Source organism: Micromonospora sp. WMMD980, from assembly GCF_029626035.1.
Lineage (GTDB): Bacteria > Actinomycetota > Actinomycetes > Mycobacteriales > Micromonosporaceae > Micromonospora.
In genome coordinates, this window is sequence record NZ_JARUBE010000003.1 from 3,440,435 (window position 1) to 3,453,072 (window position 12,638).

Below are 12,638 nucleotides of genomic sequence, written 5' to 3' on the forward strand. Positions count from 1 at the left end.
GGGCGGCGGCGAGAGTGGACGCGTCGGGGACGACAGATTCCTCCCCGAGTGGCAGACGACCCCGAGCCACGAGAGGCTAACGCAGCATGGACACCGCGCTGGACCTGCACAGCCCCCTGACCGACGACGAGCTGCGCCGGCTGGACGCCTACTGGCGGGCGGCGAACTACCTGACCGTCGGGCAGATCTACCTGCTCGACAACCCGCTGCTCCGCGAGCCGCTCAAGCCTGAGCATGTGAAGCCGCGCCTGCTGGGGCACTGGGGCACCAGCCCGGGCCTCAACCTGCTCTACGCGCACCTCAACCGGGTCATCGTCGACCGGGACCTGTCCGCCATCTTCGTCACCGGCCCCGGCCACGGCGGCCCCGCGCTGGTCGCCAACACGTGGCTGGAGGGCACCTACAGCGAGCTGTACCACCACATCCCGCGCGACGAGGCCGGCATGCAGCGGCTGTTCCGCCAGTTCTCCTTCCCCGGCGGCATCCCCAGCCACGTGGCGCCGGAGGTGCCGGGCTCGATCCACGAGGGCGGGGAGCTGGGATACGCGCTGAGCCACGCGTACGGTGCCGCGTTCGACAACCCGGACCTGCTGGTCGCCTGCGTGATCGGCGACGGCGAGGCGGAGACCGGCCCACTGGCCGGGAGCTGGCTGTCGAACGTGTTCCTCAACCCGGCGCGCGACGGTGCGGTGCTGCCGATCCTGCACCTCAACGGCTACAAGATCGCCAACCCGACCGTGCTGGACCGGATCCCCGCCGAGGACCTGCTCGACCTGATGCGCGGCTACGGCTACCAGCCGTACGTGGTCGAGGGCGACGACCCGACGGCCGTGCACCAGATGCTCGCCGCGACGCTGGACCGGGCGGTCGACGAGATCGCCGAGATCCAGCGCCGGGCCCGCTCCGGTGGTGACGTCGAGCGTCCCCGCTGGCCGATGATCGTGCTCCGCACGCCGAAGGGCTGGACCGGGCCGGCGGACGTGGACGGCAAGCCTGTCGAGGGCACGTTCCGCGCCCACCAGGTGCCGATCGCCGAGGTGCGCGACAACCCGGCGCACCTGGCCGAGCTGGAGCGCTGGCTGCGCAGCTACCACCCGGAGGAGCTGTTCGACGCCACCGGCGGCCCGGTCGCCGAGCTGGCCGCGCTGCCGCCGGCCGGCGACCGGCGGATGAGCGCCAATCCGGTGGCCAACGGCGGCCGGCTGCTGCGCAACCTGGAGCTGCCCGACTTCCGCGAGTACGGCGTCGCCGTCGAGGAGCCCGGCGGAACGGTCGCCGGCGCGGCCGGCACGCTCGGCCCCTGGGTCCGCGACGTGATCACCCGCAACCCGCAGACGTTCCGCCTGTTCGGCCCGGACGAGGTCGCCTCCAACCGGCTCGGCGCCGCGTTCGAGGTCACCGACCGCGCGTTCGTCGGCCGCCGGGAGCCGGGCGACGACCACCTCTCCCCCGACGGCCGGGTGATGGAGGTGCTCTCCGAGCACCTCTGCGAGGGCTGGCTGGAGGGCTACCTGCTGACCGGCCGGCACGGCATCTTCACCAGCTACGAGGCGTTCATCCACATCGTCGACTCGATGGTCAACCAGCACGCCAAGTGGCTCAAGGTGACCCGGCACATTCCCTGGCGGGAGCCGATCGCCTCGCTGAACTACCTGCTCTCCAGCCACGTCTGGCGGCAGGACCACAACGGCTTCTCGCACCAGGACCCGGGCTTCATCGACCACGTGGTCAACAAGAAGGCCGAGGTGGTCCGGGTCTATCTGCCGCCGGACGCCAACACGCTGCTCTCCACCACGGACCACTGCCTGCGCAGCCGGAACTACATCAACGTGGTGGTGGCCGGCAAGCAGCCGGCGCCGAACTGGCTGACCATGGACGAGGCGGTCCAGCACTGCCGCCGGGGCCTGGGCATCTGGGACTGGGCCAGCACCGACGACGACGCCGAGCCGGACGTGGTGCTCGCCTGCGCCGGCGACGTGCCGACGCTGGAAACCCTCGCGGCGGCCGACCTGCTGCGCCGGCACCTGCCCGAGCTGAAGGTGCGGGTGGTCAACGTGGTCGACCTGATGCGCCTGCAACCGCCGTCGGAGCACCCGCACGGCCTGCCGGACAACGAGTTCGACACCATCTTCACCCGCGACAAGCCGGTCATCTTCGCCTACCACGGCTATCCGTGGCTGATCCACCGGCTCACCTACCGCCGGGCCAACCACGAGAACCTGCACGTGCGCGGCTACAAGGAGGAGGGCACCACCACCACGCCGTTCGACATGGTGATGCTCAACGACCTGGACCGCTTCCACCTGGTCATCGACGTGATCGACCGGGTGCCGGGGCTGCGCTCGCGCGCCGCGCACCTGCGCCAGGAGATGGTGGACGTCCGGCAGGCATGCCGTGACTACACCCGCGAGCACGGCGAGGACGACCCCCGGGTCGCCGAGTGGCGCTGGATCCGCGAGACCGACCCTGCGGTCAGGACCGGTGAGCGCGAGGCGTGAGCCGGCACACCCCCGCGGACGCGAACGGAAGGCAGGCACAGCGAATGAACAACGACGAGATCCTGGTCGGCTACGACGGCTCCACCGACGCGTCGGTGGCCCTGGACTGGGCGCTCGACGAGGCGGGCCGCTCCGGCCGGCCGGTACGGCTGGCGTACGTCTTCGAGTGGCTCACCGTGGCCGGTTGGATCGGCCCCGGGGTGGCACCCGGGATCTGGCCGGACGAGAACGCCCGGCGGGAGGTCGAGGAACTGGTCCGCAAGGCGGCGGCGGACGCCGCCGCCGAGCGGCCCGGCGTCACCGTGCACGGCGAGGTGTTCGACGGCCCACCCGCGCTGGTGCTCCAGGAACGCTCCGCCGAGGCGGGCGTGCTGGTGCTCGGCAGCCGGGGGCACGGCGGGTTCGGCGGGCTGCTCGCCGGCTCCACCGCGGTCTCCGTCACCGCGCACGCGCACTGCCCGGTCGTGGTGGTCCGCGACGGCCGGGCCGTCACGTCCGGCCCGGTGGTGGTCGGCTCGGACGGCTCCGACTCGGCCCTGCGGGCGCTCGGCTTCGCCATGGAGCGCGCCGCCCAGCGGGACGTGCCGCTGCGGGTGCTGCGGGTCTGGTCGCCGCCGGGCGGGTCGCCCGTGGACTTCGACCCGGAGGACGTCGCGGCGAACGAGCGGACCGCCGTCGAGGCGGAGCTGACCCCGTGGCGGGAAACCTTCCCCGACGTGCCGGTCGAGATCTCGGCGGTCCCGGGCAGCGCGGCGTCGCTGTTGGTGGAGGCGAGCGGCTCGGCGCAACTCGTGGTGGTCGGCAGCCGGGGCCGGGGCGGGCTGGGCGGGATGCTGCTCGGCTCGGTCAGCCAGCAGCTCATCCAGCACGCCCACTGCCCCGTCGCGGTGGTCCGGGAGTGAAAGGCGGGGCCCCTTCTTAACGCATTCTGCATAGGAGGGGCCCCCGCTTAACGCTCCGAGGACCCGTCGGCGGGATTGAGGGTGAAGTAGTCCTCCTCCTCCTGGGCCAGGTGCAGGCGCAGCACCGCGTCCAGGCCGTAGAGCGCGGCCAGCAGGTCGGGCGCCTCGTCGGTGGGCACACGGCCGTCCAGAGTCGCCAGGTGCCCGCCGATCCGCTCCACCAGCCGGACGATCTCCACGTGCGCCCGGCTCATCGTCGAGGTCGCCTCGTCGCTGCCCAACGGACCGGCCAGCGCCGGGTATAGCTGCCGTTCCTCCGCCTCCTCGTGCGGCAGCACCTCCTCGGTCAGCCGCCGGTGCACGTCGCGCAGCGCCGGCCCGCACGCCGGGTCATCGGGACGGGTCGCCACCAGGTCCGCGGTGTCCCGCAGCCGGGCCAGCACGTCGCGCACGCCGCCGTGCTCCCGCTCGTAGCGGTCGAGCAGCTCCCGGGTGTGCGGGGGCACGTCCCGCCGCCGCAGGCCGCCACCGAGGGCGCGCAGCGCGTTGAGGATCACCAGCACGTCGATGCCCTCCTGGAGGAACGCGCCGGCGACCGGGGGCAGCCGGCCGGCGGCGGCCACCAACATGGCCAGCACCGCCAGCCCCATCCCCGCGGTGGCGCTCTGCACCGCGATGCGGCGGGCGTACCGGGCGATCTCGACGGCGTCGGCGAGCCGGTCCAGCCGGTCCACGGTGAGCACCGCGTCGGCGACGTCGGCGGAGGCGGTCGCCCCGGTCGCGCCCATCGCCACCCCGACGTGCGCCTCGGCCAGCGCCGGGGCGTCGTTGACCCCGTCGCCGACCATCACGGTCACCGCCCGCGCCGACTCCGCGCGTACCCGATCGGCCTTCTCCCCCGGCGAGCAGCGCGCGATCACGTCGTCCACGCCCACCACCTGCGCCACCTGGCGGGCCGTGCGCGGCCGGTCGCCGGTCACCATGACCAGCCGGGTCAGCCCGGCCTCGCGCAGCCGCCGCACGGTCCGCCGCGCGTCCGGGCGGACCGGGTCCTCCAGCAGAATCGCGCCAAGCGGCCCGCGCTCGTCGCTGACCCAGACCGTGGAGCGGCCGGACAGCTCGGCCCGCTCACGCGCCCGGTCCGCCCAGGGCGGCGGCTCGCCGTCGAGCTGGCCGACCCGGACCAAGCGACCGTCCACCCGCCCGGTCACCCCGCGCCCCGGCTCCTCGGTCACCCCGGTCGGCTCGGCCAGCGGCAACCCCTGCTCGCGGGCCTGCCGGACCAGCGCGGCGGCCAGCACGTGCGGCGAGAGCTGTTCGACGGAGGCGGCCAGCCGCAGCACCTCGTCCCGGTCGCCGCCGGGCCCCACCACGGTCTCCGCGGCCCGGGGCCGGCCGGCGGTCAGCGTGCCGGTCTTGTCCAACAGCAGGGTACGGGCCCGACCGAGCTGCTCCAGCGAACCCCCGTCGCGCACCAGCACGCCCCGCCGGGCGACCCGGGACAGCCCGGACACCACCGCGATCGGGGTGGCCAGCAGCAGCGGGCACGGGGTGGCCACCACCAGCACCGCCACCGCCCGCACGAACTCGCCGGACAGCAGCCACGCCAGGCCGGCGAGCAGCAGGGTGAACGGCACGAAAGCGGCCGCGTACCGGTCGGCGAGCCGCACCATCGGTGCCTTGCGCGCGGTCGCCTCCCCGGCCATCCGGACGATACCGGCGTAGGTGCTCTGCGCCGCGTTGCGGCTGGCCCGCAGCCCGAACCCGGCGCCGGCGTTGACCACGCCGCTCGCCACCTGTTCCCCGGCGGCGCGGCCGACCAGCCGGGACTCGCCGGTCACCACCGACTCGTCGAGCGTGGCCGCCTCCTCGACCGTGCCGTCCACCGGCACCACGTCACCGGGGCCGACCAGCAGCCGGTCACCGGCCGCCACCCGGTCCAGCTCGACCACCTCGATCCCGCCGTCCGGGGTCCGCCGCCGGGCCTGCCGGGGTGCGCGTTCCAGCAGCGCCCGCAGGTCGCGGGTGGCCCGCCGGCGGGCATACTCCTCCAACGCCCGCCCGGTGGCGACCATCACCGCGATCACGGCGCCGGCCAGGTACTCCCGCACCAGCAACGCGCCGAGCAGGGCCAGCACGGCGATCACGTCCACGCCGAACTGCCGGCGCCACAGCTCGCGCAGCACCGCCCAGGCGGCCGGCGCCAGCGCGAGCACGGTGACGGCGGCCCAGACCAGGTCGGCCGCGCCCCGCGCCCCCGCGAACCACAGCGCGGCGCCGCCCAGCACGGCCAGCGTGAGCAGCGCCAGCGGCGCCCACTCGGCCGTCCCGGCCCGCCGGGCGCGGGCCGGCCGTTCGGGTACGCACTCGCGCGATTCGGTTCCCACGTGCGGATCGTCTCAGTGCCGAAGTGGCGCAGGTAGGGCGAACGTGGGTAATCCGGTGGGCCCAAGGACCCGTGCGAGGCGCCCGGGCATGGCCGAGGATGGAGCGGCAACCCCACCCGAGCGCCCCGGACGTGGGGCACGATGGGAGAAACAGGAAAGGTCGTGACGATGAGCCACGAGACGCCGGCGACCGATCGCCCGCTGACCACCGCGCTCGCGGAGGCCGCCGGAACGGCCGGCCACGCCCCGTCGGTGCACAATACCCAGCCGTGGCACTGGACGGTCCTGCCGGACGCGCTGGAACTGCGGGTGGTCAAGGAACGGCACCTCAGCGCCATGGACCCGGAGGGCCGCCTGCTGGTGGTGAGCTGCGGCGCCGCGCTGCACCACGCCCGGGTGGCGCTGGCCGCCGAGGGCTGGACCCCGGTGGTGGAACGCCTGCCCGACCCGCACCGGCCCGACCTGGTGGCCCGCCTCACCGGCCTGCGCCACACCGGCGCCGACGCGGACGCCATGCGCCTGGTGCAGTGCATGCGGGTGCGGCACACCGACCGGCGGCCGGTGAGCGACGAACCGATCCCCGCCGCCGTGCTCGGCGACATCGACCGGGCCGCCACCCGCGAAGGGGTGAACCTGCAACTCCTCGACGACATGCAGAAGATCGAGCTGGCCGGCGCCGCGCAGCAGGCCGCCGCCGTCGAGGCGGACAGCCCGGATCTGCGCGAGGAGCTGGCCTACTGGATCAACCGGGCCGGCACCGGCACCGGCCTGCCACCGGAGGTGCTGCCCGACCAGCCGGCGCAGACCACCGTGCCGGGCCGCGACTTCGGCCACCCCGGTTCGCTGCCGATCGGCCCCGGCCACGACAAGGCCGCCGTCTACGCCATCCTCTGGGGCTCCGAGGACGAGTCGGAGAGCTGGCTGCGCGCCGGCGAGGCGCTCTCCGCCGCCTGGCTCGAAGCCACCCGGCACGGGGTGTCAGTGGTGCCGCTGTCGGGCGTGGTGGAGGTCGACGGCACCCGCGAGGTGCTCCGGCAGATGCTGGCCGGCCTCGGCCACCCCTACCTGAGCATGCGCCTCGGCGTGGCCGACCCGGAGCACGCCGGCCCGCCGCACACCCCGAGGCTGGACGCCGCGCAGACCGTGGACACCTCGGCGGTCCGCGACCACCCGGCCTGACGGTCTCGTCGCGCTGCCCCACCGGGCGATACCATCGCCCGGTGGCCGCCGCACCGAACCCCCGGCACGAACACGTCACGCCGTCGCTGGGGTTGACCCCGCTGTCCCGGGTCCGCCTCGACGAGCTGCTCCAGGAGATGCTCGACCGGGTCGGCGAGGTGGTCACCAGCCGGGAGCGGCTGCGCGCGCTGCTCGACGCGGTGGTCGGCATCGGCTCCGACCTCGACCTGCGCAGCACGTTGCAGCGGATCGTGCAGTCGGCGGGCGAGCTGGCCGGCGCCCGCTACGGCGCGCTCGGCGTGCTCGGCCCCGACCGGATGCTGCACGACTTCATCGTCCACGGCATCGACGCCGAGCTGCACGCCCGCATCGGCGAGCTGCCGCACGGGCGGGGCGTGCTCGGCATGCTCATCGACGAGCCCAAGCCGCTGCGCATGCCGGACATCACCCGCCACCCCCGGTCCTACGGCTTCCCGCCGCACCACCCGCCGATGCACAGCTTCCTCGGCGTGCCGGTGCGCATCCGCGGCCACGTCTGGGGCAACCTCTACCTGGCCGAGAAGCAGGGCGCCGCCGAGTTCACCGAGGACGACGAGGAGATCGTGACCGCGCTCGCCGCCGCGGCCGGCGTGGCGATCGAGAACGCCCGCCTCTACGCGCTGGCGCACCGGCGCGAACGCTGGCTCGCCGCCGCCGCCGAGATCACCTCGGTGCTGCTGGGCGAGGTGCGCCGGACCGACGCGCTGTCGCTGGTGGCCCGCCGCGCCCGCGAGGTCGCCGAGGCGGAGCTGGCGCTGGTCCTGCTCTACGACGAGGACGAGGCGCAGTTCACCGTCGAGGTGGTCGACGGCGCCGACCCGATCGCGCGGGAGTTGGTCGGCGCGATTCTGCCGGCCGCCGAGACCAGCTTCGCGCGCTCGGCCACCGAACGCCGCCACGAGCAGGTCGACGACCTCGCCGGGGCGGCGCCCTGGCCCCGCCCGGTGGTCGCCGGCCCGGCCGTGGTGTCCCCGCTCGCCGCCCACGACACGCTGCACGGCGTGCTGGTGATCGCGCACCGGCCCGACCACGGCCCGGCCGCCGACGACGACCTCGCGCTGCTCGCCAGCTTCGCCGGCCAGGCCGCGCTGGCCATGGAACGCGCCCGCGGGCAGGAGGAGCGGGAGCTGCTGGTGGTCCTGGAGGACCGCGAGCGGATCGCCCGCGACCTGCACGACGTGGTGATCCAGCGGCTCTTCGCCACCGGCCTGCAACTGCAGAGCGGGGCGATGAACGCCCGACCCGAGACGGCCAAGCGGATCAACCAGGCGGTCGACGACCTGGACGCCACCATCCGCGACATCCGCCGCACCATCTTCGAGCTGCGCACGCCGATGAGCGCGGCGCTGCGCACCGAGATCCGCGAGGCGGTCGAGGTGGCCGCCGAGTCGCTGGGTCACCGACCCGATCTGGAGCTGGTCGGCCCGATCGACAGCGCCGTGCCGGACGACCTGCGCCCCGAACTCGTCGCCGTGCTGCGCGAGGCGCTGTCCAACGCGGTCCGCCACGCGCACGCCGACCGGGTGGCGGTCCGGGTGGCGGTGGACGCCGGCCGGGTCGACGTCACGGTCACCGACGACGGGGTCGGCTGCGACCCGGAGGCGGCCCGCAGCGGACTGGTCAACCTGCGCGAGCGGGCCGAACGGCTCGACGGCGAGTTCACCCTGGGTCGGGTCGAGCCGCACGGCACCGAGCTGCGCTGGAGCGTTCCGCTGGGCTGACCCGCCCGGGGTCAGTGGGTCTTGCCGAGCAACCGGGTGGCCAGCACCGCCGCCTGGGTGCGCCGTTCCAGGCCGAGCTTGGCCAGCACGCTGGAGACGTAGTTCTTCACGGTCTTCTCGGCCAGGAACATCTTGCCGGCGATCTCGCGGTTGGTGAGCCCCTCGGCGACGTACTCCAGGATCCGCCGCTCCTGCTCGGTGAGGGACTTCAGCTCCCGCGGCTGCTCCACCCCGCTGCGGATGCGCTCCAGCACCCGCGTGGTGATGGCCGGGTCGAGCAGCGACTGCCCGGCCGCCACCCGGCGGACCGCGTCCACCAGGTCGGTGCCGCGGATCTGCTTGAGCACGTAGCCGGCCGCGCCGGCCATGATGGCCGCGAAGAGCGCCTCGTCGTCCTCGTACGAGGTGAGGATCAGGCCCTTGACGGACGAGTCGACGGCGCGCACGTCGCGGCAGACGTCGATGCCGTTGCCGTCGGGCAGCCGGGCGTCGAGGATCGCCACGTCGGGGCGGAGCGCGGGGATCCGCCGCGTCGCCTCCTGAGCCAGGCCGGACTCGCCGACCACCTCGATGTCGCCGCTGCTCTGGAGCAGATCGGCCAGGCCACGGCGGACGACCTCGTGGTCGTCGAGCAGGAACACCCGGATCATCCGTCCTTTCTACCCGCTGGGCCGGCACCCCCGCACGGGTCGAAGGTCCCGTCCGTCGCGCGCCGGGCCGGGACGGTCGGACCCGCCCAGGTGGGGACCTCCGGCCCTGATCGGAGCCGACCCCGGTGACGCACCGTTGGGGGGACCGACCGGGGGGATGCCCGCACGGAGGGAGCACGACCATGACGACCGGATACAGCGTCTCGCAGCTGCGGGCCGCGGTCGACGACGCGGTACGCGCGCCGTCGCTGCACAACACCCAACCGTGGCGGTTCCGGCTGCGCGACGGCGGCATCGAGGTCGCCGTCGACCCGCTGCGCGGGCTGCCGGCCACCGACCCGACCGGTTGGGGCGCGCGGATCGCGTGCGGGGCGGCGGTGTTCAACCTGCGGCTGGCGCTCGCCGTGGCGGGCACCCCGGCGACGGTACGGCTGCGCCCGTACCCGGCCGACCCGGACGTGGTGGCCCGGCTGACACCCGACGTGCCGCGCCGGCCCACCCCGACCGAGCAGAGCCTGTACGGGGCGATCGCCCACCGGTTCAGCAACCGCGCGCCGTTCTGGCCGGACCCGGTGCCGGCCGAGGCCCGCTGGCGGCTCGGCGAGGCGGCCCGGGCCGAGCAGTGCTGGCTGGAGCTGGTCATCGGCGCCAGCGCCGTGAACGCGCTGGCCGAGGTCGCCCGCAGCGCCCACCGGGTGCTGGAACGCGACCCCGCGTACGTGGCCGAGCGGGCGGAGTGGATCCGCTCCGAGCCGGCCCCGGACGGGGTGCCCGCCGCCGCGGGCGGGCCGCAGAGCGAGCCGCAGGACCTGCTGCCGCAGCGCGGTTTCGGCGGGCGCAACCGCGCCCCCGGCCAGGACTTCGAACCGGAGCCACTCGTCGCCGTGCTCGGCACGCCCGGCAACACGGGCACCGACCAGGTCGTCGCCGGGCAGGCGCTGCAACGGGTGCTGCTCACCGCCACCGACGCCGGGCTCGGCGTGTCGATGCTCTCCCAGCCGATCGAGGTGCCGGCGGCGCGGGAGGCGCTGCGGCTGTCCCTGGGCCGGTTCGGCACCCCGCAGATGGTGATGCGGATCGGGTACGGCCAGCCGGGCCGCGCCACCCCGCGCCGCCCGGTCGACGAGGTGCTCGACCTGCCGGTCGTGCCGGCCTGACCCGCGCTCAGCCCGGCAGCGAGGCCAGCAGCGCCGCCTCCCGCTCCGGCGCCAGGCCCACCGCGGCCCGCGCCGGCCTTCCGGCCCGCGCCGGCACCCGCCCCACCTCGCGCAGCCACCGCCACGTGTCGGCCACCGTCTCGGCCGCCGGCCGGCAGACCAGGCCCGCCGCGTACGCCCGCTCGACGTCCCGCTCCTGCAACCAGCGGTACTCGTGCCCGCGCGGGATCCAGATCGGCAGGTCGTTCCACGGCTCCACCCCGGCGGCGAGGATCGGCGCCGGTTCCGTCCAGCGCAGCGTCGCCGTCGACCCGGTCGCCGCCACCACCGCGTCGAGCAGTTCACCCATCGTCGTGTGCCCGCTGCGACTGACCACGTTGTACGCCCCGCCGACGCCCTCGACGCCCCGGTCCAGCAGCCAGTTCGCCAGGTCGCGGACGTCGACGTACTGCACCGGCAGGTCACGTGGGCCGGGGGCCACCATGTCACCGCCCCGCTCCGCCCGCCGTAGCCACCACGGCAACCGTCCGATGTCCTCCCCCGGCCCGAGGATCAGACCGGCCCGCACCAGGAGCGCCCGGTCGCCGTACACCTCCACCGCCGCCCGCTCCCCGCCGGCCTTGTTGCTCGCGTAGTCGCCGAAGTCCGCGTCCGGCTCCGCCGCGACGGTCGGCGCCTCCTCCCCGGTGCCCAGGCCGACCGGCGGCGCGTACACCGAACCGCTGGAGACGTAGACGTGGTGCGGCGCCGCGCCGACCACCGCCCGCGCCGCGTCCCGGACCGCCCGGGGCGCACCGTCCCAGGTGTCCACCACCAGATCCCACTCGCCACCGGCGAGCGCGGCCAACCCGCCGGCCGCGTCCCGGTCCCCCCGCAACAGGTGTACGCCGGCCGGCGCGTCCCCGCTCACCCCCCGGTTGAAGACGGTCACCGCCCAGCCACGGCGGACCGCCTCCGCCACCACCGCACCGCCGACGAACCCCGTGCCACCCAGCATCAACAGTCGCATGCGCCCCACCCTCCCCCACCGAGCCCGCCCCCAGCCCCCGTGTTCACGGTGAGCGGATCTGCCCACGGCAGAACCCCCCTCCCCTCCCTCCCACCTCGTCGATCTTGCAGTTTCGGCCCCCGAGATGCCGCTTCTGCCCTGATGTGAACGGACCACAACTGCAAGGTCGACGAGAGCCGGCCGCGGCGGCGGAAGGTGAGTCGGGTCGGCGCGGTGCAGGCCGGTGACATCCACCCGGGTGGGTGTGTTGTCTGGTTCCGGCGTGGTGGGCGGCACTCGGGCGGTGGAATCGGGGCGGGGTGCGGGGCGTTGTAACCCCGGTGAACGACCGAGGAAGGCAAGCCCCACGGCCCCGCCCCCGCGGGAATGACCGTGGCCGGCCGGTCGTTGCACACACTCCCGGCGCCGCACCGCGAGCAGCCGGAACCCCCCTGATCTTTTGAGCGCCTGACGGTGCCCACACCCCGCCCCCGCGGGTGTGTCGACCCCCGAATGGAGCCCCCACCATGAACACGATCCTGCGTAAGAGCATCCTGGGTGTCGCTGGTCTGGCTTTCACCGGTGGTGTGTTCGCCGGTCCGATCGCCGCGCACGCCGACACCCCCGCCCACGCCGCCACGCCGGTCACGGCCGCCGCGAGCGTGCAGGGTGAGCAGTCGAGCATCAGCCTCAACGACGAGCAGACCGCGAACGTGAAGGCGATCGTCGCGGCGACGAAGAAGGCCGGCCTGCCCGAGCGCGCCGCGGTCGTCTCGATCGCCACCGCCCTGCAGGAGTCGAAGCTGGAGAACCTCGGCCACCTCGGCGACAAGAATGATCACGACTCGCTGGGCCTGTTCCAGCAGCGCCCCTCCAGTGGTTGGGGCACGCCCGAGGAGATCACCGACCCCGAGCACGCCACCCTGGCGTTCCTGAAGGGCCTGAAGCAGGTCGACGGCTGGCAGGACATGCCGCTGACCGAGGCCGCCCAGACCGTGCAGGTCAGCGCGTACCCGGACGCCTACGCCCAGTGGGAGAAGCAGGCCACCGACCTGGTCGCCCAGCACTGGACCAGGTAGGCAGCATCGCGAAAGGCCGGCACCCCGACGGGTGCCGG

At 74.6% G+C, this 12,638-nt stretch carries 9 protein-coding genes; 6 read left to right on the plus strand and 3 right to left on the minus strand.

Annotated features, from left to right (window positions below):
• Positions 1–86 precede the first annotated feature (86 nt).
• Both O7618_RS16090 and O7618_RS16095 read left to right on the plus strand, forming a co-directional pair.
• Positions 87–2,498, plus strand: a complete 2,412-nt coding sequence (locus tag O7618_RS16090) for a phosphoketolase family protein (protein ID WP_278106902.1) — start codon at positions 87–89, stop codon at positions 2,496–2,498.
• Positions 2,499–2,542: 44 nt separating this feature from the next.
• Complete coding sequence (locus tag O7618_RS16095; protein ID WP_278106903.1) at positions 2,543–3,400, plus strand: universal stress protein; 858 nt, start codon at positions 2,543–2,545, stop codon at positions 3,398–3,400.
• 47 nt (positions 3,401–3,447) lie between these two features.
• On the opposite strand, the gene O7618_RS16105 is transcribed toward O7618_RS16095, so the two are convergent.
• Positions 3,448–5,787: a heavy metal translocating P-type ATPase gene (locus O7618_RS16105; protein ID WP_347405378.1), complete on the minus strand. Its 2,340-nt coding sequence runs from the start codon at positions 5,785–5,787 to the stop codon at positions 3,448–3,450.
• 141 nt (positions 5,788–5,928) lie between these two features.
• On the opposite strand from O7618_RS16105, the gene O7618_RS16110 reads away from it, so the two are divergent.
• Together O7618_RS16110 and O7618_RS16115 are read left to right on the plus strand one after the other, a co-directional pair.
• On the plus strand, positions 5,929–6,966 hold the full coding sequence (locus O7618_RS16110) for a nitroreductase (RefSeq protein ID WP_278106904.1): 1,038 nt from the start codon (positions 5,929–5,931) through the stop codon (positions 6,964–6,966).
• A 92-nt stretch (positions 6,967–7,058) separates the two neighbouring features.
• Positions 7,059–8,726, plus strand: coding sequence for a GAF domain-containing sensor histidine kinase (locus O7618_RS16115; protein WP_278110033.1), 1,668 nt, complete (start codon positions 7,059–7,061; stop codon positions 8,724–8,726).
• Between the two features lie 11 nt (positions 8,727–8,737).
• Here the strand turns inward: O7618_RS16115 and O7618_RS16120 are convergent, their stop codons facing one another.
• Positions 8,738–9,376, minus strand: a complete 639-nt coding sequence (locus O7618_RS16120) for a response regulator transcription factor (protein WP_278106906.1) — start codon at positions 9,374–9,376, stop codon at positions 8,738–8,740.
• 182 nt (positions 9,377–9,558) lie between these two features.
• Between O7618_RS16120 and O7618_RS16125 the strand changes: the two genes are divergently transcribed.
• Entirely contained in the window at positions 9,559–10,533 is a 975-nt protein-coding gene (locus O7618_RS16125) for a nitroreductase family protein (protein WP_278106908.1), read from the plus strand.
• 7 nt (positions 10,534–10,540) lie between these two features.
• Here the strand turns inward: O7618_RS16125 and O7618_RS16130 are convergent, their stop codons facing one another.
• Positions 10,541–11,542: an NAD-dependent epimerase/dehydratase family protein gene (locus O7618_RS16130; RefSeq protein ID WP_278106909.1), complete on the minus strand. Its 1,002-nt coding sequence runs from the start codon at positions 11,540–11,542 to the stop codon at positions 10,541–10,543.
• Positions 11,543–12,048: 506 nt separating this feature from the next.
• Here O7618_RS16130 and O7618_RS16135 point away from each other — a divergent pair.
• The gene (locus O7618_RS16135; RefSeq protein ID WP_278106910.1) at positions 12,049–12,600 is read left to right on the plus strand and encodes a hypothetical protein; all 552 of its coding nucleotides are present in this window, start codon (positions 12,049–12,051) and stop codon (positions 12,598–12,600) included.
• Positions 12,601–12,638 lie beyond the last annotated feature (38 nt).

What these genes read in the sequence shown, in the direction of transcription:
- O7618_RS16125 (WP_278106908.1), top strand. Translation starts at nt 9,559, where the DNA reads ATGACGACCGGATACAGCGTCTCGCAGCTGCGGGCCGCGGTCGACGAC.
- O7618_RS16130 (WP_278106909.1), bottom strand. Translation starts at nt 11,542, where the DNA reads ATGCGACTGTTGATGCTGGGTGGCACGGGGTTCGTCGGCGGTGCGGTG.
- O7618_RS16120 (WP_278106906.1), bottom strand. Translation starts at nt 9,376, where the DNA reads ATGATCCGGGTGTTCCTGCTCGACGACCACGAGGTCGTCCGCCGTGGC.
- O7618_RS16095 (WP_278106903.1), top strand. Translation starts at nt 2,543, where the DNA reads ATGAACAACGACGAGATCCTGGTCGGCTACGACGGCTCCACCGACGCG.
- O7618_RS16090 (WP_278106902.1), top strand. Translation starts at nt 87, where the DNA reads ATGGACACCGCGCTGGACCTGCACAGCCCCCTGACCGACGACGAGCTG.
- O7618_RS16135 (WP_278106910.1), top strand. Translation starts at nt 12,049, where the DNA reads ATGAACACGATCCTGCGTAAGAGCATCCTGGGTGTCGCTGGTCTGGCT.
- O7618_RS16110 (WP_278106904.1), top strand. Translation starts at nt 5,929, where the DNA reads ATGGGAGAAACAGGAAAGGTCGTGACGATGAGCCACGAGACGCCGGCG.